Annotated in this window: 19 protein-coding genes and 1 pseudogene; 7 read left to right on the top strand and 13 right to left on the bottom strand. The window is 44.9% G+C overall.

Annotated features, from left to right (window positions below; translation table 11 throughout):
• Window positions 1-124: 124 nt before the first annotated feature.
• The 4 genes from D0A34_05390 to D0A34_05375 all read right to left on the bottom strand — a co-directional run bounded on the left by D0A34_05390 (window position 125) and on the right by D0A34_05375 (window position 4,340).
• Window positions 125-1,213: an ABC transporter ATP-binding protein gene (locus D0A34_05390; protein ID UNU18382.1), complete on the bottom strand. Its 1,089-nt coding sequence runs from the start codon at window positions 1,211-1,213 to the stop codon at window positions 125-127.
• A gap of 220 nt (window positions 1,214-1,433) precedes the next feature.
• Complete coding sequence (locus D0A34_05385; GenBank protein UNU18381.1) at window positions 1,434-2,495, bottom strand: spermidine/putrescine ABC transporter substrate-binding protein; 1,062 nt, start codon at window positions 2,493-2,495, stop codon at window positions 1,434-1,436.
• 52 nt (window positions 2,496-2,547) lie between these two features.
• A complete protein-coding gene (locus D0A34_05380) occupies window positions 2,548-3,405 on the bottom strand; it encodes an ABC transporter permease (GenBank protein ID UNU18380.1) in 858 nt (285 codons plus the stop codon).
• An 86-nt stretch (window positions 3,406-3,491) separates the two neighbouring features.
• Window positions 3,492-4,340: an ABC transporter permease gene (locus D0A34_05375; protein UNU18379.1), complete on the bottom strand. Its 849-nt coding sequence runs from the start codon at window positions 4,338-4,340 to the stop codon at window positions 3,492-3,494.
• Window positions 4,341-4,441: 101 nt separating this feature from the next.
• Between D0A34_05375 and D0A34_05370 the strand changes: the two genes are divergently transcribed.
• Window positions 4,442-5,953: an FAD-dependent oxidoreductase gene (locus D0A34_05370; protein UNU18378.1), complete on the top strand. Its 1,512-nt coding sequence runs from the start codon at window positions 4,442-4,444 to the stop codon at window positions 5,951-5,953.
• A gap of 255 nt (window positions 5,954-6,208) precedes the next feature.
• On the opposite strand, the gene D0A34_05365 is transcribed toward D0A34_05370, so the two are convergent.
• The gene (locus tag D0A34_05365; protein ID UNU18377.1) at window positions 6,209-6,622 is read right to left on the bottom strand and encodes a peptide chain release factor 1; all 414 of its coding nucleotides are present in this window, start codon (window positions 6,620-6,622) and stop codon (window positions 6,209-6,211) included.
• 165 nt (window positions 6,623-6,787) lie between these two features.
• Between D0A34_05365 and D0A34_05360 the strand changes: the two genes are divergently transcribed.
• Together D0A34_05360 and D0A34_05355 are read left to right on the top strand one after the other, a co-directional pair.
• On the top strand, window positions 6,788-6,994 hold the full coding sequence (locus tag D0A34_05360; protein ID UNU18376.1) for a hypothetical protein: 207 nt from the start codon (window positions 6,788-6,790) through the stop codon (window positions 6,992-6,994).
• A gap of 238 nt (window positions 6,995-7,232) precedes the next feature.
• A complete protein-coding gene (locus tag D0A34_05355; protein ID UNU18375.1) occupies window positions 7,233-7,655 on the top strand; it encodes a hypothetical protein in 423 nt (140 codons plus the stop codon).
• Between the two features lie 94 nt (window positions 7,656-7,749).
• On the opposite strand, the pseudogene D0A34_05350 reads toward D0A34_05355, so the two are convergent.
• Window positions 7,750-8,112 (bottom strand): annotated as a pseudogene (locus tag D0A34_05350) (winged helix family transcriptional regulator).
• A 466-nt stretch (window positions 8,113-8,578) separates the two neighbouring features.
• On the opposite strand from D0A34_05350, the gene D0A34_05345 reads away from it, so the two are divergent.
• A complete protein-coding gene (locus D0A34_05345; protein UNU18374.1) occupies window positions 8,579-9,280 on the top strand; it encodes a DUF4079 domain-containing protein in 702 nt (233 codons plus the stop codon).
• A 148-nt stretch (window positions 9,281-9,428) separates the two neighbouring features.
• Here the strand turns inward: D0A34_05345 and D0A34_05340 are convergent, their stop codons facing one another.
• The 3 genes from D0A34_05340 to D0A34_05330 all read right to left on the bottom strand — a co-directional run bounded on the left by D0A34_05340 (window position 9,429) and on the right by D0A34_05330 (window position 14,744).
• Entirely contained in the window at window positions 9,429-10,307 is an 879-nt protein-coding gene (locus tag D0A34_05340; GenBank protein ID UNU18373.1) for a sugar ABC transporter permease, read from the bottom strand.
• Window positions 10,308-10,615: 308 nt separating this feature from the next.
• Window positions 10,616-12,079 (bottom strand): NAD-dependent epimerase/dehydratase family protein, encoded by a 1,464-nt coding sequence (locus D0A34_05335; GenBank protein UNU18372.1) that lies wholly within the window; start codon window positions 12,077-12,079, stop codon window positions 10,616-10,618.
• A gap of 142 nt (window positions 12,080-12,221) precedes the next feature.
• Complete coding sequence (locus D0A34_05330) at window positions 12,222-14,744, bottom strand: GAF domain-containing protein (protein ID UNU18371.1); 2,523 nt, start codon at window positions 14,742-14,744, stop codon at window positions 12,222-12,224.
• A gap of 489 nt (window positions 14,745-15,233) precedes the next feature.
• On the opposite strand from D0A34_05330, the gene D0A34_05325 reads away from it, so the two are divergent.
• The gene (locus D0A34_05325) at window positions 15,234-15,623 is read left to right on the top strand and encodes a hypothetical protein (protein UNU18370.1); all 390 of its coding nucleotides are present in this window, start codon (window positions 15,234-15,236) and stop codon (window positions 15,621-15,623) included.
• 123 nt (window positions 15,624-15,746) lie between these two features.
• Here the strand turns inward: D0A34_05325 and D0A34_05320 are convergent, their stop codons facing one another.
• Both D0A34_05320 and D0A34_05315 read right to left on the bottom strand, forming a co-directional pair.
• Window positions 15,747-16,604, bottom strand: a complete 858-nt coding sequence (locus D0A34_05320; GenBank protein ID UNU18369.1) for a phosphotransferase — start codon at window positions 16,602-16,604, stop codon at window positions 15,747-15,749.
• Window positions 16,605-16,767: 163 nt separating this feature from the next.
• Complete coding sequence (locus D0A34_05315) at window positions 16,768-17,694, bottom strand: DMT family transporter (GenBank protein UNU18368.1); 927 nt, start codon at window positions 17,692-17,694, stop codon at window positions 16,768-16,770.
• 268 nt (window positions 17,695-17,962) lie between these two features.
• Between D0A34_05315 and D0A34_05310 the strand changes: the two genes are divergently transcribed.
• Window positions 17,963-18,766, top strand: a complete 804-nt coding sequence (locus D0A34_05310) for an SDR family oxidoreductase (protein UNU18367.1) — start codon at window positions 17,963-17,965, stop codon at window positions 18,764-18,766.
• 197 nt (window positions 18,767-18,963) lie between these two features.
• Window positions 18,964-19,971, top strand: coding sequence for an NAD(P)-dependent alcohol dehydrogenase (locus tag D0A34_05305; GenBank protein ID UNU22180.1), 1,008 nt, complete (start codon window positions 18,964-18,966; stop codon window positions 19,969-19,971).
• A 102-nt stretch (window positions 19,972-20,073) separates the two neighbouring features.
• Here D0A34_05305 and D0A34_05300 read toward each other — a convergent pair whose 3' ends face one another.
• Both D0A34_05300 and D0A34_05295 read right to left on the bottom strand, forming a co-directional pair.
• Window positions 20,074-21,567, bottom strand: a complete 1,494-nt coding sequence (locus D0A34_05300) for an IS5 family transposase (protein UNU18366.1) — start codon at window positions 21,565-21,567, stop codon at window positions 20,074-20,076.
• Between the two features lie 135 nt (window positions 21,568-21,702).
• Window positions 21,703-22,512 carry a calcium-binding protein gene (locus D0A34_05295; GenBank protein UNU18365.1) on the bottom strand — a complete coding sequence of 270 codons (810 nt, stop codon included), beginning with the start codon at window positions 22,510-22,512 and terminating at the stop codon, window positions 21,703-21,705.
• Window positions 22,513-22,675: the final 163 nt, after the last annotated feature.

Genomic DNA, 22,675 nt, shown 5'->3' with positions numbered 1-22,675 from the left:
CCGCCCGAAGCGGAAACTTCTTCGCCGTCGCCGGAATCGAGTCCTTCGGAGATTCCCTCGCCTGAAGAAGCGGAACCTCCTTCGCAATCACGGGAGTAAGGGAGATTGAATTAAGCAGAATTTTTCATAAAATGCAGATACTTTCCGGCGGCACGGCAAGTCGAACGCTGTCGCCGACTTTGTGTCGCTGCAAGTCATCTCTGTGCAAGTTTTGTCGGCGAATGGCGATCGAACTTTTAGCCGTCAACCGCACCGTATAGCGCGTGTCAGTGCCAATATAAATAGCCTCTTCTACTATTCCCGGCCAGCTATTTTCAACATCATAATTAGCCGGGTAAATAGCAGCTTTTTCTGGCCGCAACACTAGGGTAACAACTTTACCAGCGGGCAGATATTCTGCTGTCGCAACTAACACGGGCAACTGCTGGTCAACCAACACGATTATTTGACCGTGTTGCTTTTCTACTACTTGCCCGCTTAAAAAATTGCTATCGCCAATAAAATCAGCAACAAACCGAGTTTTAGGATATTCATAAATATCAACTGGCGTGCCGACTTGTTGCAGTTTTCCTCCATCCATTACTGCAATTCTGTCCGACATCGTTAGTGCTTCTTCTTGGTCGTGAGTTACATAAATAAATGTAATTCCCAATTTTCGCTGCATTTTTTTTAATTCTAATTGCATCTCTTTACGCAATTTTAAATCCAGCGCTCCTAGGGGTTCATCCAACAGCAAAACAGACGGCTGTTTGACTAATGCTCTTGCTAGCGCTACTCGTTGCTGCTGTCCCCCTGACAGTTGGCGGGGATAGCGTTTTTCTACCTCGGTTAACTGTACTAATGCTAAGGCTTCAGCAACGCGATCGCGAATTGTTTTCTGAGGCAAATTCTCCATTTCCAACCCAAAAGCGGCATTTTGTGCTACTGTCATGTGCGGAAATAAAGCATAGTTTTGAAATACCGTATTTACTGGGCGGTGAAATGGCGGGCGATTTTGCATCGGTTGGCCGTGAAGGTAAATTTCGCCCGCTGTGGGAATTTCAAAACCAGCGATCATTCGCAAAGTTGTAGTTTTGCCGCAGCCAGAAGGGCCGAGTAAAGAAAAGAATTCTCGATCGTAAATTTGGAGGTTGATGTTATCGACAGCTAAGAAATCTTGACTGCGGACACTTTTAAATACTTTGGAAACGTCTAAAACTTCGACAGCGTGCATTGTGTTAGTATGTATGATTGATAAAAATCTGAGTTCGAGTCCGGTTCAACTGATATTTTGCACCATTCTCAATTACTTGTTTAGGAACGGGCAAGATGCCCGTTCCACAAAACTTAATTTTCTTGTGGAACGGGCATCTTGCCCGTTCTTGACGATGGTGCAACTCCAATACAAACTAAAAATTTAAGTAAACCCGCCCCGGCCGTGACCTGTGTTATATCTACTTTCCGGCCCCTGCTTTAACTTCCGTCCAAGCTCGATCGTACAATGCAGTTGCTTTCCCGACATCCTGCAACAATTTCATTTTGCCAAACACCTCAGCCGGCGGGTAAATTTGAGGATTTTTCAAATCGTTCGGGTCTATTAAACCTTGATCGATTGCTGCTTTGTTGGGCGATCCGAAGTGGGTAAAATTGGAAATTTGGGCGCCTACTTCTGGCTGCAAAATAAAGTTAATAAATTTCTCCGCTAACTCTTTCTGGGGCGCACCTTTGGGAATTGCCATGTTGTCAGAAAAAATGATTGTTCCTTCTTTGGGAATAGCGTAACGAATATTAGGATTTTCTCTCATCACTTGGAAAATATCGCCGCTCCATTCCATTGTCAAATTTACTTCTCCTTGATCTAGCATATTTTGCCCGGTGTCAGGGACAAAAGCTGCAATGATATTTTTACTTTTAATCAGCAAATCGCGGGCTTTGTTAATCTCTTCGGGATTGGTTGTATTTGGATCAAATCCTAAATACATTAAAACTCCTGCAAATGTGTATCTGGCATCGTCTTGCCACGCGACTTTTCCGGTATATTTCGGGTCGAACATCGCCGCCCAACTGTTGATATCGCCCGTGGTTGCTTTCAAGTTGTAGCCAATTCCCATCGTTCCCCACTGGTAGGGCAGGGAATATTTATTTCCCGGATCAAAAGCTTGATTAATAAACTTAGGTTCGAGGTTTTTTTGGTTGGGAATATTGTTTAAATTCAGAGGCTCAATTATATTTTCTGCGATCATAATTTTCACCATGTAATCGGCGGGAAATATTAAGTCGTAACCTGGGTTTCCCTGTTTGAGTTTGGCATAGAGTGCGTCGCTGTTCTCGAAAGTGTCGTATTGAATTTTAACATTGTTCTCTTTCTCGAATTGGGCGATCGCTTCTGGGGCGATATAACTTGCATAGTTGTAAATGCTGAGCACTTGCTGTTGGTTGCCACCTGTGGGGCTACAGCCGAAAACCACCGTTGCACTCATCACAAACAAAAGTAGGAAAGTCAGCAGGCGTTTCATAGGTTGTGTTAGTTGCAGACAACAATAATTATGACACATAAAAGTAAACTTTTTAATTTTTCTGAACTTTTAACGATGATACAACCAGCAACAAAGAAGCCAATAACATCAAAGTTGAAATGGCATTAATCGCTGGTGTCACTGAGAATTTTATCAGACCGTAAACAAATAAAGGTAGCGTCATGGAACCGACACCGGTGGTAAAAAATGTCACGACAAAATCGTCTAGCGACAGAGTTAAAGCCAGCAGTGCCGCGCTGAAAATAGCGGGCCAAATCAGAGGGAGAGTGATGCGCCAAAAAGTCCGCCACTCGTTAGCGCCCAAGTCAAAAGCTGCTTGTTCTAATTGAGGATCTAGTTCCGCCAAACGCGCCCTGACAGTAATAGTCACAAAGGAAATATTAAAGACAACGTGACCAATAATTACAGTAGGTAAGCCGAGATTGAGGCGAATTCCCGTGAGATTTTCTACGATCCGAAATACTAGGGTAAAGAAAACTAGCAGCGAAATGCCGATCGTAATTTCGGGCATAATAATGGGCAAAAACAGTAAAGCTTCTACGGCTTTGCGCCCCGGGAAATGAAAGCGTTCCAGTGCTAGCGCGATCATTGTACCAAAAACGGTTGCTAACACAGTCGAAATAGCTGCAATTAGCAAGCTGTTGTTGAGCGCTGTCCAGATTCCGGCGCTGCTACTCGTAGCAATCGTCGCGCCTGCATTGCTAAACAAACTGCGGTACCAATCGAGGGTAAAGCCCCGCCAAACGGCATTGAATCTGGAGGCGTTAAAGGAGTAAATAATTAAGATGAGAATTGGCAAGTAAAGAAAGGCAAATGCTAGTGCAGCTTGTACCCAAAGCCACTTTTTGCCGATCGCCCGCACGAGTAAATCTAGTTTTGTTTTAGTCATTAGTCAGTAGTCATTATTCAGTAGTCATTAGTCATTAGGGCATCTTCACCTAAACGCAGGGTGCAACGATTCGTGTCTACCTTACCTTATTGAGTTTCATCAGACACGCGGAAGTAAATTAAAACCGGAATCAATATGATTACCGTCAACAGCATAGAAAGCGCCGACCCAAAAGGCCAATCGCGGGCTTTCATAAACTGATTTTGAATCAAATTTCCCACCATAACTGTTTTAGAACCCCCCAATATATCCGGTGTGATGAAAGCGCCGACGGCGGGAACAAAAACTAAAATAGAGCCTGCAACAATGCCGCGACTTGTTAATGGTAAAAATACGCGCCAAAAAGTACGGATGTCATTGGCACCTAAATCGTGAGCGGCTTCTACCAAGGAAAAGTTGAAGCGTTCTATGCTAGAATATAAAGGCAGCACCATGAAAGGTAAATAGCCGTAAATAAGACCGATCGCCACAGCGAAAGGCGTAAAAAGCAAGTTTAACGGTTCACTAATAATTTGCAGGCTTTGCAAGGCTGTGTTAACTACTCCTTCGCTACGTAGGAGTATGATCCAGGCGTAGGTTCTCACTAAAAAATTAGTCCAAAATGGAATAATTACCAGCAAAAGCAAAGCATTTCGCCAGCGGGGAGAACGGGTGGCGATGAAGAATGCGAGGGGATAGCCAGCTAATAGGCAAGCGACTGTTGTCAGAAAAGCCAGCCAGAGCGATCGCCCAATTACTCCTAAGAAAAGTCCGCTGAACAAACGCTGGTAGTTGCTGAGAGTAAATATCCAAGTAACGCCACCGTATGTACCGCGTTCTAAGAAACTGTACAAAAGTACAATTAGCACGGGCAAAATGAAGAAAACCATCAGCCAGGCCGTAGCGGGAAATAAGAGCAGCAACAGGTTAGTCTGCTGGCGGTTTTTGACACTCATTATTCACTCAAGCGAAATTTAGCACATAATTCAACACATTTTATATCAAATCCGGGTTTTATGAATTATGTCATCATTAATAAATTATCAAGAGGTACGCAATGTCAGCAGAATCGTCAACCCCAAAAATAGTCGTCGTCGGTGCAGGATGGGCCGGTTTAGGCGCTACCTATCACCTAGCCCAGCAAGGCTATGACGTAACTTTGTTAGAAGCAGGCCCTTATCCGGGTGGCTTAGTTGCAGGGTGGAAAACCGCCGGCGGGCGTTCCGTAGAAGCAGGCATTCATGGCTTCTGGTATCCCTACAAAAATATCTTTTCCTTAGTCAAGGAATTAGGACTCGCTCCCTTCACGCCTTGGACTCGTTCTTGTCAGTATTCACCTGCCGGATTGGAAGTAGAATCGCCGATTTTTCAGGACGAACCGTGGCTTCCCACACCGTTAGGAACATTTCTTTATACCAAATTTAAAAGGCTGCCATTAGTGGATCGGCTTTCAGCCTTGCCCTTACTCTACGCCGTCCTAGATTTCGACAATTCCGACGAAGCGTGGCGCAGGTACGATCGCGTCACTGCCCGCGAACTATTCAAACAGTTTGGCGTTTCTGCAAGACTCTACCGCGATGCTTTTGAACCGATGTTATTAGTAGGTTTATTTGCACCCGGAGAACAATGTTCTGCCGCCGCCGCTTTGGGAATGCTTTATTATTTCATCTTAGCACACCAACCGGATTTTGATGTAGTTTGGTGTCGCGGAACTGTGGGAGAAAAAATCTTTCGCCCCTGGGTCGATATCCTGGAAAAACTCGGTGCCAAAGTATTGACAAAGCAGCGAGTTACTGACTTAATAGTTGACAGCAACAACCGAGCAACAGGCGTTGTTTGCGGCGAAGAAACCTTCGATGCAGATGCAGTTATTTTTGCTGTTGGCGTCACGGGAATGCAAAAAATTATCAGCAGTAGCCCCGCTTTGCAAAGTCGCCAAGAGTTTCGGGACGCAATGAATCTGGGTGCAGTTGACGTGTTAGCTGTTCGCCTGTGGTTTGACCGACAAATTGACATTCCGCTGCCTTCTAATGCCTGTTTTGGGTTTAGTTCAACTACAGGTTGGACGTTTTTTGATTTGAATGCTTTGCACGACGAATTTCGAGACGAACCGGGAACAGTTGTCGAAGCTGACTTTTATCACGCAAATCAATTAATTCCCCTGAAAGATGAGGAAATTGTTTCCTTAGTTCAGCGGGATTTAGCGACTTGCATTCCGGCTTTTCGGGAGGCAAAAGTAATTGACAGCAGCGCGATTCGGCTGTCGCGGGCGGTGACGCATTTTGCCCCTGGCAGCTATCAGTATTTGTTGCCGGCAGTAACAAGTTATGATAATGTATTCATGAGCGGCGATTGGGTTGTTACTCGTCACGGTTCTTGGTCGCAGGAAAAGGCTTATGTTACTGGTTTGGAGGCGGCAAATTTGGTAATTTCGCGTTTCGGAATCGGAAACAAAGCGGTAATTATTCCCGTGGAAGCTGACGAACCGCATATTCAAATCGGGAGAAAGATTAATCAGTTTACTCGCAGTTTGACTAAAACATTCATTCCCGATTTTTGGCTGCCATAAGAAGAAGGAAGTTCGGCAACGGATTCGGTAACGCATTTAACGGATGTCACGAAGAAGGAAGAGGGGAGAAGGAAGAGGGAATTTCTTGATTTAAGCGGTAAGGTGCGCCTCGGCGCACCCTACATATAGACTAATAACCAATGACCCATGACTAATGATACTATCTTCACAAAAAACTGCAAGTGTAGACAAGCTCGAAACCAGAATATTCATCAGTCATTGCCAATCTAAAATCTCAAATATAAAATGGCATGACTATCGCCAATAAGGCCGGCCCTTCCAAAAAACTCCCACCGTAACTCCGATTAGTGCAGCTTCAGATAAACTTGCTAATAAAGGAGGTATGGGTAGGAATGACTTTAACACCAAACCCAAGAGCACGCAGAAAACTAAAACCCACAAACTAATTCGGTTGAGCAAAAATTGTTGTTGCCAATACTCTAAAAAGTACACTGCTAAAGCTCCCATTCCCACTGCAGCAGCGAAAGGTATCAATGTCCCGAGGGAGGAGCCGTAAAGAAGCGTCACGACGTTGCGGATTGGCCGCGATTGCGTGAAACCCCAGGCTAAAAATAGCTCCAGTCCAATCACGATTGAGTTGACGAGGGCGGCAATTTGCAGCATTTCTCGCCAAGGTAAAAGCTTTAAGCGCCGAAGAAAATTACTCACGATCGGCCGATTAGGTAGGTTGCTTTGATTTTATAACAGTTTTGCCCTGGCGATCGACCTTTGATGCCAGTTTGTAAAGTAAAATAAACATAGAGGGCAGTCTCTTGACAAATTAACCCAGAGCATCTGCCTGCTAGTTGTTGGAACCGTGAAAGGAAAAAAGTTATGGTGGAGAACACTGTCGATTGTGCTGTGGCTTGCGTCAATGGCTGCGTTCTGGGCGACAAGTGCCCGAAGCGGGAATACGCAGAAGCAACGTCCAACTTTATTGAAAATACTTCTCTGGATAAAATGCTAGAAATAGCAGAGGAAGCGGTGAGAAGGAAACGGACGGAACCCCCCAAATGGGTAATCCCTGATTTTCCCGAATAGCATTAGCCTCCGAATTAAAAAGCGATCGCCATTTTCAAAAGGGCGATCGCTTTTTGTATTCCCAATGAAATAGCTGAGCCGAATCAATATATTTCCTCGGATAGAAGCTAAAAGCTTAAATAAAAATTATTATACCACTTAATTATATCCATCGGCAATTACTAAAAACAATTCATTTAAAGCCAAATTCGGACATTTTTAATTTAATTGAGTTCAAAAGTAAACAGGAGCAACTATCGTGGCACAGCAAAAAAAACACAACGCAAAAACCCCAACAGAACGCGATAATTTGGGCGAATTACCTCAAGAAATTACCGAATCTTACGGTACCGGCATCATCGATCAACCGGGATTGAGCCAAGACGACATAACAACCCTGCAGGACAGCAGTTCGGACTACTCTTCCACCAGTGCCCAAATCGGCGGCGAGGATGGCGATCCGGCTGCAGAACAAGAAAGTGCCACTGGCGAGCAATCGGTGGGCGGAACCGCACCTACTCCCGACCTGGATATTGTTGACGAACTCGGAGCCGCTGCGGGCATAGAAATGCCCGATGGCGCTATTTTGAACACAACAAATATGCTTGAACATCGAGATGAAAGTCGCTGGGAATTAGACCCGAGTTCTGCGGAAGATTATCAGGAACGACCGGATTTCTAGGTCTATTTTTTACAAAAAAAATAGCTAGCATAATAGGAGCGGGTTCACCAGTATCCATACTTTATCTGCGAAGTATTTGTAAATCCGCCCCTCATCACTTTTGCTCTCGTAACTCGTCTCCAACTCCCCGTACAGTAGGCAGCAGGCGTTTGGAGTTACTTGCTTCTAACTTACTCCGTAACGCACGAATATACACTTCAATAATGTTTGACTCGCCCATAAAATCGTCACCCCAGACTTTTTCTAGAATTCGGTCGCGGGTAATCACTTGACGGGGATTTTACAGCATAAATTCTAACAAATTTAACTCTTTGGCAGTGAGTTAAATTTATTGATTGCCTTCCTAAACTTCAGGGGTTAAACCGTTCCACATTAGGTCTTCAAGTTATAACTTATCCGGGTCATTTGGTTGAGTTCGGCGCAGACGTGATTTCACTCCCGCTAGGAGTTCTTCAATACTGAAAGGCTAGTAACATATAGGCTCAAAGTGATGCAGGGAATTAGTGGCTAACCGGCACTGACATTACCGCGAGCAGTTTTCATTTCCCAGAGAACAAGGTAATTGTAATTGCTCCATTGCGTAATTGAGAAAGCTGTACCTCACCCAATAGACAACTGCTATAGCAATCTTAAATGAGTTGTAAATTTTTTACCCCACCCCAACCCTCCCCTTATCAAGGGGAGGGAGTAAGAAATTCACAAATTATTTAGGATGGCTATATATCTTCGGATTTATCAACTTCTCCGGTGAATTACCCCTCATAAAGCGTGTTTGTAGTCAGGACTTTAGCCCTTTATATGGGGGTAAATAATAACTATTAGTCCTGACTACAAACTTACTGTGCTTAGATCACCGGGTATGATATTATGTATCGCAAAAACCGGGTTGATGAAGCCAACCCTCTTCAACAAAAAGGTGATCTATGGAATTTAAAGATTTTCTGGCTTTGCTGCATCCTATTTTAGCTGTAGCGATTGTTTTTCCTATGCTTGGTATTGTTCTCAATATGGGGTGGCAAACCATGCAGCGTCGCAAGCAAATTGCGATCGACACCAAGAGCAAAATTCCACCTGTAGTCGGTCCCGAACACGTCAAAGCAGGTCGCATCCTGTCAGGTTCGGTGGTAGGAGTGACGTTGTTGGGTCTAGCCTACCCGATTTTTGAGCATATTTGGAGCAAGGATGTTTGGAGCAAAAACTCCTTTCAGGTCATTTTCATTGTGCTGATGTTTGTTGCAACTGTCGGCTCTTTGGTCATGCTATATCGAGCGACACCCGCTTTATGGCGCGGCATATTTGCGACCCTAACAGGTACTGGTTTGGTGATTCTTGGCACTCAAGAGGGCGTTTATCGGCGAACCAATGAATGGTATTGGTCTCACTACTACATTGGCATCACCGCTGCGCTAATTATGGTTTTTTCCCTTGCCATCATTGAAGACATTTACAAAGACCGCTCAAATCGCTGGCGCACTATCCATGTCATCTTGAGCTCGATCGCCGTGCTGCTCTTTCTGGGAGGGGGAATGACCGGAAGCAGGGATTTATTAGAAATTCCTCTGAACTGGCAGAAACCCTATATTTATAGCTGTGATTTCACCAATAAGACCTGTCCAAAGCCGTGAGCGATCGCATTACTTCGAGATTCCCGTCTAAAATTAGTAGAAATTAGACCAATAAACCCGGTTTCTGAATATAAAAAAGTCCTGGTAATCACAGGAACGAGAACGAGAAACAAAGTTTATGAGGCCCGGATCGCGTCAGTCATAAACCTTAATCATTGCGAGTCAAACCCTGAAGGCTAACTTGCAAAATCGACAAACCCAAAATTAGCAAAAACAAAACCAGCCCGATCGTACAAGCATAGCCAATTTCCAAATCATTAAACGCTCGTTCGTAAAGATAATAAACAACAGTCTTAGAACTATTGCGAGGCCCGCCCTGAGTCATAATATAAACTTCTTCAAAAACCTTAGTAGCAGAAATCGCCGAAATCACCGCAACTAAAACTAAATAAGGCTTCATCAGCGGCACAGTAATATCCCAGTGCTTTCCCAAACCATCAGAACCATCAATAGCAGCCGCCTCATAAAGTTCTGCCGGAATAGCTTGCAGCCCTGCCAAATAAATCACCATGTAATAGCCCAATCCTTTCCAGATAGTAACCGCCATGACGCTAAAGATTGCTAACTTCGGATTAGCCAGCCAAGAAACAGGAGGTAAACCCAACAATTCCCCCAACTGATTCAGCAGTCCAGTCTCAGCAAACAGCCACTTCCAAGCAATCCCGGCGACAACCATTGAAATCACCGCCGGCGTGTAGTATGCGGCTCGAAACCAGTTCATCCCCCTAAGTTTTTGGTTGCACAAAATCGCCATTCCCAACGGTAGAACAACCAATACAGGCACAACGCAGGCGAGATACAGCAGCGTATTCGTCAAAGTTTGCCAGAATGTGCGATCGCCCCACAACCTGTTAAAATTCTTCAACCCCACCCACTGTGGCATTTGAGTTAAATCATATTCGTAGTTGGTAAAACTCAAATAAAAAGCTTGCACCGCAGGCCACAAAACAGTCAAGCTCAAAATAAATAAAGCCGGAAACAAAAACAAATAAGGCGTCAAGGAGCGTCGGGAAAAAGTCACAGACATAAATTAGTTATTAGTTATTGGTTATTAATTATTGGTGATTGTTTTACTCATCATACCAAATCCAGTTACATCGAAATGATTAAACCGCGAAGACGCCAAGAGCGCGAAGGAAGAACTGCATCTTCTTCTTTCTATTCCTTCGCGTCCTTTGCGTCTTCGCGGTTCATTTAATCTTACTCAATCTTAATTGTCACATGGCATTTCTCAAATAAATGAGGTATGCTGACAGGCGCGCTCCTTTTTCTCAATTAGCAATTACCACCTACCAATCACCCAGCCTACCTCATTTTACTAAGAAGTGGGATATGTTATTTAACTCCCGAAAACAAAGCCTGCCAGTCTCCGGGAGAACTGCCATTTTCCCCCTCTTTCACCTCAAAAGTAACGTTGCAAGCTTGAGGTTGTGCCAAAGCCTCCACGCACAATTCTGCAATATCTTCCCGACTGACTTTGCCCCTAATATTGTCTCCTTGCTCAAATATTAAAGCTTTGCCTCCCGGTTCTTCAGTCAAAGCGCAGGGTCTGACAATAGTATAAGGTATGCGGCTCGATCGCACACAATCTTCCCCTTTCAACTTCCAAGTCAAAATCCCCCCCAACATATCATTCATCCTGACTGCCGGCGGTTCTTCTTCCAAGTTAATTCCCGGGCGGCCCGGGCGGGTAACTCCTGCCGAACTCACCATCACAAATCGCGGCAAAGTCTGTCCCCCATCAGCTTTAAGAGATTCTAACTCCAGTTGAAAAATACCCGGTGTAAATTTCGGGTTGAGCCCGCCGTCATATTCAAACTTGCTCAACATTAACTGAAAAGAAAAAATACTGCTGGCATCAAATTTAGAGCCATCCTTAACAGTTTTCGCGCGGAATACTGGGATTAACTCATCAAAGGGAACGGTGACAGTAATCCAGATATTGTAAACAGTATCAAACGAATAGCAATAGCCAATTCCATCCCATTTAGCTTCGTTGCGAACAATCAATTTGTAGCGCTTGCCGTCGCCTTTGACACGCAGTTGGAGGCCGCTAAATCCTGCGAGATTGAGCGGAGTATCGAAGTTGCGGGTACGCACCGAAGCAAAGCCGCCCGAGTTGGCAGTAGAAACATTGCCTGTGAATATAGCTGTATTGTCTGTCAGCCGGATCGAACTTTCGCTGGTGCCACCCATCACGATGTCGTCGAGCGCACCCCAAGTTTCTTTTAAATCTTGGCTGGGTTTTGTGAAGTCAAAAATTGTTTTTTCGCCTGCTTGAATTAGCTGGCGGCGAACAGCTTGCACTAAATTATTGATGCCTTTGTATTCCACGATTTCGGGAACATCGACCACTTCCGGCATATAAAATTTGATGCCTTGATAGTATTTTTCCCTGGTTGGGGTGTCTCCTTCTATCGGTTGAACTTTAGTGCCGGTGCAGCAGATAACTGCTTCTATGCCCTCGGTTACTAGCGGTGTTAGGGTTTCTGGGAGAGTGATATCTCCTTCGACTAATTCGACATTTTGACCGAGAATTTCTGTCGCTCTTTTGGTATCTCTGACGAGGGCTCGCACTCTATATCCCCGCTGTTGCAGCCGCTTGACAACTCGCTTCCCGAGGCCGCCGGTAGCACCGGCTACCAGTACCAGTTTGGGTTGGTCTTTTTTACTGTTGCTGCTGCTTGCAAAGAGTTGTTGCAGCCAGCTCATGCTGCCAATGAAGGGAATGACGCCGAAATAAGCCAAGGTTTTGAGAAACCTGCCGGCATCCCATTGGGCGGTATTTTTTTCAGTCACAGTCGCTTCCTCAGAATTGGCTCAAATCTACTTAGCTACTTTTGTATTTTAATTGAATTTTCGATTTTTGAATTTGGGCGATTCGCCACCCTTCACCGAAGGCGCGCGCGTTCGGGATAGCTTCGCTAGCGCGGACTTTTTTTCACTTGACAATGGGTGTGGGATGAGTTTGGCTCAAGGGAATCTCAATAATCAACTCGGTTCCCTCTCCGGGGGCTGAAATGCAAGTCAATTTGCCCCCGTGTTGTTCTACCGCAATTTCGTGACTAATCGCCAAACCTATCCCCGCACCTTTGCCCACCTGTTTTGTGGTAAAAAACGGCTCAAAAATTTTCTGGCGAACTTTTTGTTCCATGCCCCAACCGTTGTCCTTGATCCGAACTGCTACGGCTTTTTGTCCGGGACAAAGTTCAGTCACAATCCGAATTTGTCCGCACTTGAGTGACTCTTCTTCGTCCCCGCAGTGCGACGATAAATTATTGTTGACAAAGCCATCTTCGAGAGCATCAATTGCATTTGTCAGTACATTCATAAATACTTGGTTGATTTGAACGGCGTAACACTCAACCAAAGGCAGAGAGCCATATTCTTTGATGAGATGAATTGCTGGGCGATCGGGCTTCGGTTTGAGTCGGTTGCTCAAAATCAGCAAAGCGCTGTCCAATCCGTCGTGAATGTCAACTGGTTTAATCTCTGCTTCGTCAATTCTAGAGAAGTTTCGCAACGACTGAACTATCTCGCGGATGCGGTTAGCTCCTACTTTCATTGAACCCAGCAACTTCGGTAAGTCTTCAGCTATAAACTCTAATTCAACTGCTTCAATTTGTGCTTGAATTTCTGGCGAAGGTGACGGATATTGCTGCTCGTAAAGCTGCAATAAATTGATCATTTTTTGACTGTATTCGTTAGCATAGCTAAGATTTCCGTAGATGAAGTTAATCGGGTTAGTGACTTCATAAGCTACCGCCGCCACCAACTGTCCCAAACTTGACATTCTTTCGCTTTGCACCAATTGAGTTTGAGCCCGCTTAAGCTCGGACATCGCTGTTTTTAAATGAGCAGTTTTTTCGCGTTCTCGGGCGACGGATGCTTCTAGTGCTGTATTTAATTTTTCTAGTTTATCTACTTGGCAAAGCACTATATTAATCATTGCTTTTTTCAGTTCCAATGCAGCGTCTATTTCGCATTGTTTCCAAGGCAACGATTTGTACCTCACATTTTCTTTCCACAGCTCGAAGGATTTCCTAGGAGACAGTCGAGGGTTGCCATCTTCATCTTTTTCAACTGGTTTGTTGGGGTTGCCCGCCCAATTTACGGTCTTAATTACTTCCGGGCGAAACCACAAAACGTATATTTTCTGAGTCGGCGATATTGCTATAGCCAAACACCCGCTGGCCGTGTCTTTAAATTCCTCAGCTTCGGGATAGCATTTGGTCAGCGAGTCTGTATAAAAAATTTCTTTGTTTAGGTTATTTTGCACCCACTGAGTTAAGTATTTGAGCGCTTCTCCCGGAGGTGTTTCCCCGACTCGATAGCAATTGTCTCCAAATACTATTGCTGCTCCCTGGGCGTTGACTGCTTCCAGCAAATTATGCTGACATTTAACTAACACTTGTGACAAGTTTTCGGAGGTGGATATGTCTTCAAAAATCTTGGTGAGAATAGATTTTAAGTGTAGTTTATAGTCGTAGTCTTCGTTTCCTTCTTTTGATTGCAGTTCTAACGACATTACTTGCCCGATAAATTCGCAGGCGGCGCGCAATTCATAGTTGAGGTATTTTGGTGTATAGTTATGACAAGCAATCAATCCCCACAGCTTTTTGTCTTTGATTAAAGAAATGGACATCGAAGCTGCAACGCCCATATTTTGCAGGTATTCTATGTGAATGGGAGAAACGCTTCTCAACACGGTGAAACTGAGGTCTAGGGGCTGGATGGAAGCCGCATTCTTGCCTGAAACAAGGGGTACTGGTTGATAATTAATATCGGGGATTAACCTCAACCAATTTAACGAATACAGTTGTCTGGCTTGTTTGGGAATATCTGAGCTGGGGTAGTTTAATCCTAAGAAAGGACTCAGCTTTTCTGCTTTAGCTTCAGCGATGACAGCGCCGTTGCCCTCGGGGTCAAATTGATAGACCATAACTCTATCAAATCCCGATATTTTCCTGATTTCTTCTACAGTCAGTTGACATAATTCCTTGAGATTCGGGGCGCTTTGAATTTTGCTGACCGTCGCTCTCACTGAATGATAAAAGCTAAAAACCGAAAGATTTTCGGGGCTGGTGGCTAATTCTAACTCGACCATCAAAACTTCTTCTTCTCGGTGAAGAATGCAGTCAAATTCTAAATATTTACCTGCTCTTTCGACAGAGAGTTTAATGGGATTGACGGTTTTTAAGTTTTCCTTCCGCAAACAGGCCTTGAGTTTTTCTAGTTGAATTTTATCGAATAATAAGCTTAAATCTTGACCGATCGCACTTTCTGCATCAATTCCTAACAAATCTTGCGTATTTTCGCTGACTTGCACTATTTCTAGTTCAGGTTCTCGTACAACAAGTAGCACCCCGTGTGGCTGAATGTGCCCCGATAGGTGAATGGGTTCTCTGTCGCAGTTGGTCAAGTCAACTTCTTCGAGTGCGGGAATGGTGATTTGTTGATCCATTTGCTTTGCCTTCCGCTGTATAATTTCGAGAGGGTTCTAATGATTTGAGATGTGAGAGCAAATTGGCTGTTTTATAATAATCTCATATTGTTCGATCGCATAACGGCTCGATCCCTTGATGGACGCTGAGAATCCATCATCCGAGAATCAGGGAATCAAAAATGATTGAGTCGGAAATCAGCCTGCCGTATGTGTTGCTGTTCGACCCGCCTCAGCCTTCTAGATATTTTACAGACTTGGCTCTTCTATACTATCGCTTCCCGATGTTAATTATCACAGCAATTTTTGCCATTCTTCAAGTATGTTTAATAATTCCCCAAAACTTTAATATGTGTGGTAGAATTTTGCCTGCTGGAAAAGGGGGAGAGAAATGCGTCTCCAGAGCGGCCTACTTACGGAAATATTAAGTTAAAGTAAGGGTGACAAGATCTGAAAGTCAAGTCACGCTAAGCTCTTTAAGTATATCCAACAGGCCCGACAATTAGACTGATGATCGACTTCAATACAGTTACTGAATTTTCTCATACCTACTGCATAGCTATCTGTGCCTTTTTAGTTCCGGCAAACTTGCTGACTACTTTGGTGACAGTGATTTTGACAGCACTAAACCGACCTCGAATACAAATTTGGGCGTCTGTGGTTGTCGCCAGCCTTTGGGCTACAGCAATGATATTTCACGTTTTTTGCTGGTTCGCGATCGGGGTAGTAATGCCTCCGACATACATCTTGTTAGTTATGGGAATCACTTGTCTGACAATCAATGTCTGGGCGATCGCTCATCCTGCAAGCATGATGCAATTAATTCGAGTTGCAGTATCAGTTGTTAGGGGATCTCTCCAGAGGAAGAAGGATTTAGTTATCTTGGAGAGAAGGATGTAATTATCTAGGAACTCAAAAATAAGTTGGTCGGCGTAATGTCAAAGATGTCAGGGAGAATATTGGTTTCAGAAGAAATTTTTCCCTGGTTGCAAATCGGGGATCAGAGTCCAGATTTTCTACTGCTTATTCCGGTTCCCGATCGCGACAATCTTCTGTTTCCGGGCCGCGGGGATGGATCGTGCAGTTGAGCAGGTAGCCGCCGTCACTTCTACCGTAATAGTAGCGGCATCCGATGCAAATTGCCGGAGGCTCGATCGCACTTTGGTAAACCGGATAATCCGCAGTCGCCAGCAGCGAAAAGTCCCGCTGCGTCTGAACATTCCCGATAATAGCGCCGGAGAGTTCGACAGCTTGGCGGATGTTTTCGATCCTGGTGTAAGGCGGTAGGTAAATGTCAATACAAAGGCGTATGCCCTGGCTATCCTGATCGTGGCGGGTAATAGTGCCTCCGAGCAAACCGACGCGCGAAGCAATAGCCGAGGAAAATTCGCTCAGGGAGGTGCAGTAACCGGAGAAAACGTGAATATGTTCGTCCGTAGTAGCTCTCACAGTCAGGCGAGTGGGAATTCGCAATCTCAGGTAAGCGTCGAGTTCGTCAAAAACCGGTTCGGCGAGGGAGAGCATTTGGTTTGCGTCTTCGTGGTTGAGCCCAAAACCCTTAGAAACCTTTGACACGAGGGCTGCTAAAATATCAAAAACTTCGGTTAAGAGCGATTGTAGCCTGCTATCAATGGCGATCGGACATTCTCTGAGCAGCTTTAAATAATCCTCCAACCGATGAGCAATGCGCTGAATGCTGCTAAATCCCAGCATAGCTGCTCCCCCTTTAATCGAGTGCGAGGCTCGGATGAGCTGGTGTATTCTTGGGGGAGCTGGCAGGGTATTTTGCAGATCTTGCAAGCCTTGTTCGATAACTTGGATCTGTTCTGTGGCTTCTTCGAGAAAGTAGCCGATGATCCGCTGTAGTTGTTCTGGCAGCATAATTTTATTCTCCTAAAGGCAGCCGAGTATTATTAGTCATTACTCAGACCTTTGATAGTTTTGAATCGATATTTCACTGATGAGTTATTGGGGTTTTTAAGCCCTAATTTGTTTTATTCTGACTCACGGCAACTGTAGTGGCAATGTCGAAAACGGTTAACTCTTAACTGTTGACACTGATTTTTTTTGCTCCGAAGGTAGCGGTTGCTACCCCCAACAGCAGCACCGCAGCACCTGTGAGTACCGCCGGCGCGGGCACTTCCCCAAACAGCAAATAACCAAACCAACTCGCCCCAACCGGTTCAAACAAGATGGCAAGAGTTACCAGAGTTGGGGAAATCTGCACTACGGCCCAGTTCAAAATGGTGTGGCCTACTAACTGAGGCAAAGCGGCCGTTAACAAAATATAAAAATATACAATGTCTGGGTAATTAGTATAAGTAGTGCCGAAGGCGAAGGGGAGAGGCAGCAGGACGATCGCAGCCACAGTATAGGCGATCGCGATATAGCCACCAATTCCCAGTCCCCGCCGCTGAGCTTCCCGGCCCAGCAGCAAATACAAGCTGACAGCCCAGGAACCAGCCAGAGCCAGGAAATCGCCCAGCAGTTGGCTGCTGCCAGCATCGGCTGCGCCCGCACTTCCAAGGGCGATCGCCATTCCCCCAGCAAGAGCTATAGTAATGCCCGCGATCGACATTTTGCTGAGTTTTTCACCGAACCAGAAGCGCGACAAAAGCGCTACCCAGACAGGATTAGTGGTGACAAGAGCAGTCGAGGCGGCGATCGAAGTATAAGAAAGTGAGGTAATCCACAGCGCAAAGTGCAGCGCGAGACACAAACCCGCAGCAGCAGCATAGCGCCGAGCTCCCGGTTGCAGGGCGTTCCACTGAATTTTCCGCCAAGCAGGAAGCAGAATTAAAGCAGATAAAGTCAGGCGAGAAGCCGCAAGTACCAGACTGAAACCAAAGCCGCCGGCGCCTGCTTTCAAGTTAGCCAGCCGAATTAAGATTGAGGAAGTTGAGACGGCTAAAACCCCGATAATTAACACTAGAGCGATCGACCAATTAGGTGCTTGTTTCGGAACATTCATTTTTGCGACAATTGGTAATTGGTAACTACCTAAAGTAAGATATACATAGAAATTTTTGCACAAATCTGAACTCTTTCTCTTCTCTTCTCCTCTCTTCCTTCGTGTCCTTCGCGCCTTCGCGGTTCGTTAAAAAAAGCCCGCTCGCGAAACACAAAAAAATCCTATACTCAATACTTCTAAATGTATAGGGCGTCTAAAATTACCTGACCTCTGTTATAGTTTCACTATCGCAACAAACAAATTACCCACTTACAATTTATAACTATCTATGGCTCCTACAGTTTTGATTACAGGCGCTTCTCAAGGAAGTGGCAAAGCAACAGCAATTTTATTTGCAAGTAAAGGCTACGATGTAGTTATGGTAGCTCGCCAGCCAGAGAGATTGGCAGCAGCAGCGGTTCAAGTGCAGCGAGAAGGCACTTCCGCTGTAGCTATTCCGGGGGATGTGGGCGACATTAACCAAGTGCGCGCGATCGTCCAAAAAGCCCTAGATACCTGCGGCAACATCGATGTTTTAGTTAACAATGCTGGCATTTGTCTCACGGGGGCGATGGAACAAACTACCTCCGAAGACTGGCAGCAATTAATGAATACCAATTTTTGGGGCTGCGTTAACACAATTCAAGAAATGTTGCCACATTTTTTGGAACGAAAAACAGGGACAATAGTCAATGTTGGTTCCATTGGCGGCAAAATGCCTTTGCCTCAAATGACTGCTTATTGTGCCAGCAAATATGCAGTAACCGGTTTAACAGAAACTTTGCGATTAGAATTAGCGCCTCAAGGCATTCACGTTTGCGCGGTGCATCCGGGCTTGATTAACAGCGATTTTTTAGAAAGAGCTCAATTTCGCGATCGAGACGAACCCGGAGTCGAATTGCGCCGCCAGAAAATGAGCCAAATGCTAAAATCTGACTGGGCAACTCAGCCCAAAGATATTGCTAAAGCTATTTGGGATGCTGTGAAAGATCAGCGTGCAGAAGTTACTGTAGGTCCTGCTTTTTTGGCATCGGAAGCTTATCGTTTGTTCCCCGGTTTGATGCAGTGGGCAATGGAAAAGGGCAAGTTATAATCCTAAGGGGTAATGGGTAATGGGTAATTGGTAATTGGTAATTGGTAATTGGTAAGGTGCGCCATAAGCACCAGACAAATTATTAGTAACGCGCCTGAGTCCTCGGGGCCGATTCCCTTGAATATATACAACTAAAGAAAGAGACTGTTAAACCCGCCCCGAACCCTATAATGGCAAACAAACCAGGAAACACCACCATGCAAATCAAAGCACTGGCAGTTAAAAAAACCGGGGGATTGCTTGAAGAATACAAATTCGATGTCGAACCTCCCAAAGTACATGAATGTCTGATAAAAGTGTTAACTTGCGGCATTTGTCACTCTGACTTGCACATGATTGACAACGATTGGGGTCAATCAAAATATCCCCTCGTTCCGGGCCACGAAGTTATCGGAGAAGTGGCAGAAATAGGCCCGCAAGTGACTCATTTAAAAGTGGGAGATCGCGTTGGTGTCGGCTGGCAAAGGTCGTCTTGTTTGCAGTGCCGCGACTGCTTGCGCGGTAACGAAAATCTCTGCGATGAAAACCAGGGATTAATTGTTACAGGCCCGGGCGGTTTTGCCGATTATTTGATGGTAGATTCCCGCTTTGCTTTTCCTATTCCCAAAGGCATCGATTCCAAAATAGCGGGGCCGCTGTTGTGCGGCGGAATTACGGTTTACGCCGGTTTGCGGAATGCGGGGATGAGTTCCGGGCAAGAAATTGGCATTCTCGGCATCGGCGGATTGGGACACATGGCGGTGCAATTTGCGAAAAAATTAGGCAACCGCGTTACAGTTTTTACTACTTCCCAAGATAAGGCAGAATTTGCACAGAAAATGGGGGCGGACGAAGCTATTGTAGTAGGAAAAGGCGAAATTCCTCAAGCCCCCAGCAACAAATTAGATATTTTGTTGAGTACAGTTCCTGCTGCTTTAGATTGGGTTCCGTACATTGATTTTCTCGATTCTGACGGTGCGCTTGCCTTCGTCGGAGTCCCGGATGCACCTTTGAGCATTCCCTTGTTTCCGTTGCTGACAAAGCGACGCCGAATTATGGCTTCGCCGATCGGCGGTCGCGCTATGATTAATGAAATGCTATCAATTGCAGAGAAGTTTGGGATTGAGCCGATTGTCGAAGTTTTTGCGATCGCACAAGCGAATGAAGCAATGCAGAAAGTCCGGGATAATCAAGTGCGCTATCGCGCAGTTTTGACGGTGAGTTAGATAATGCGTAATGGGTAAGGTGCGCCTAGCGCACCCTACTAAAGATATATAGGGCTTGCTGAATAATCGATCACAAATCAATAACAAGAGCGATCGATATATTCAATCTCGGTTAAAGATAAGTTTTTTCTGTATCGCTTGCCCCCAATTATAATAGTAGATTATCTTCCACCCAAAAATAGGTGTTCTTTTTCCAAATAGACATAAAAACATACAAAAAACCCGACGCCACCAGGTAGCAAGGTTCATTACCAAAAAAGTAATTGCAATAACTGTACCAGATGTATTATCAAGTTTTGCCATCACTCGATTGAGACCGAATCTTCGTTTAGCTTGTCCAAATTTGCCCTCAATCGCATTGCGAATTCTCTCATCATATGCGGCTTGCTTCTTTTTTTCTTTACTCACATTTGCTGGAGGTCTTCCTAAAGGAGGTCCACTGATTCTAATTCCTCTTTCTTTACACCATGCTCGATTTGATCTTGTTCGATAAATGCGATCGGCATGAACGGACTCTGGGTAATATCCTGTGAACCTATGATATGCTTCTACTTGTGCTTTTAAGTCCCCTGATTCGTTAAAGTTATCCCAGCTCATCCGGTCTAAAAATACATATCCTTCAAAACAACTGGCTGATAGTTTGGCTCCAAACTCTACGCTTTTCCCTGCTTTTCCTCTTACAATGGGACGAATATGGGGTTGACTTAAACTTACTATTCTATCCTCAATACTCTGTTTATCGTTGTCAAATAACCACTGTTGTTGGCGATAGACTTCTGTGAGGACTAGCAAGGTTTTATATTGCTTTTTATTCAGATCTTTTAGGCTCGCACCCCCATCAATTAGCTGTTCAATATGAGCTAAGTTTCTTTTGATATATTGAAGTTGTTTTTTAATTGCCTGTCTTCTTTTGTTGCGGGTGGGTCGTCTTTGTTTGGCTATTAATAAGTAATCAATTCTTGCGAGATTACGGTAGGTTCTTGGTTTTTTCGGGATTTGACCTTTGAGCGGTTTATACAGGATATCTATGATTTTTTCAGTGTGAACTCTGGCTCCGTTTAATAGTCCTAAGTCGGTCGGATAACTAATGTCGGCTGGAGCGCAGGTCGCATCTATGATTAGTTTACCGCGATTGGGTGACTCATTTTTGGCGTCCGAATCCTTTTTTTTTTCGGTTTTTACATGGGTGATTTCGCGCATTTTTTCGACCATTCGTTCGTTCAGTTTATTAATTAGGTTGGGACTAATTCGTTGCCGAAAGTGAACTAATAGTGATGGGTCAAATGGCAGCTCGTTACTGTAGCTTGATTGACCGATAAAGTATTGCAAATAGGGGTTTTCACGGATTTGTTCTACCGTTTCGCGATCGCTAATTCCCAGTTTTTCTTTGATAATTAATGCCCCTAATGCCATCCTCCATGATTTGGCTGGTGCACCCATTTCTGTGGGGAAGTTTTCAGCATATTCTGATTCAAATTCTGACCACGGTATTACTTGGGCCATCTTTACCCAACGGTTAGAAGCTGACAATTTTCCGCATGAGGGCAGTTCAAAGTCGGAGGGTGAGAGGGAAGCAAACTCAGCTTTTTTGTACACGAGCGCAGATGGTGATGCACGGGTTTTGACCTATTTTACCTGTTTATCTTGCACTTTATTCTCGATCACGCGATCGAAAACCCAGGCCACGCAATATGCGATCGCTTATTCAGCAAGCCCTATATAAGCAACGAATTAAAGCAAAGAAATAGCATTAATAAAACGACCGTTTAAATCGGCTGGGGTCACATTCAAAACAGTACCCAACAAAGCATTAGTAAAACCGAATCTAATATTAGTAGCTTCCACACGGCCGTTGCCATCGGGATCGAGACTTTGCCGCGAGATGCCACCCTTGGCTAACAAACTCGTTCCCCCCGTTACAGTTGCAGGATCGATCAGCAGCAGTCTCGGATCGTTCAAGCTATAACTTACCTCTTCCAAGGAAATATTGCTGCTGGTAAATGCCACACTAATTCCAATCGAATCGCTCGACTTCTCAAAATCCACAATTACCGCGTCAGGAACTTCAATTCCAACTACTCTGCTTCCCGCTTGATCGACTCTCAAAACAAATACATCGCTCCCTGCACCACCTTGGTAAATATCCACCTCTCTGTCGCCAATTAAAGTATCATTACCGTCACCGCCCACTAACAAATCAACACCTTGTCCTCCGCGCAGCAAATCATTTGCCGCACCCCCATCAAGGAAATCGCTATTTCTATCTCCTGTCAAGAAATCGTCGCCAGTTTCTCCCAAAACATCGTCATCCTCTTTGCCCGCGTAAATAGAATCATTGCCGACACCGCCTAACAGACTGTCTTTACCATCGTTGCCGAAAATCCGTTCTGCCTCTGACGAGCCCCTGACAGTATCATTGCCGCCCAGCATCCAAAGTCCCCCAGGAAAACTAGCAAGTTGTCCTGGTGCAAGTGTAATATTTTCAGGAGAATTGTCTCCTACCAAACGAGAGATGCCTGAATTATCTGGGGTGAGTACCATATTTGTAAACTTGGTGCGATGTGAGCCTGGATATTGTGCAATATTCTACAGCTTATTAGGGTGCGCCAGAACACAGTTACTTTCTCCGAGCGATCGAGCAATCGCTGGCGCATCCTACTAGACAGCTCGATCGCTCCATCTTGGCACAAGCCTGATGGAAATA

The organism is Microcoleus vaginatus PCC 9802, from assembly GCA_022701275.1.
Taxonomy (GTDB): domain Bacteria; phylum Cyanobacteriota; class Cyanobacteriia; order Cyanobacteriales; family Microcoleaceae; genus Microcoleus; species Microcoleus vaginatus_A.
This window is presented reverse-complemented; position numbering and strand designations above follow the sequence as displayed.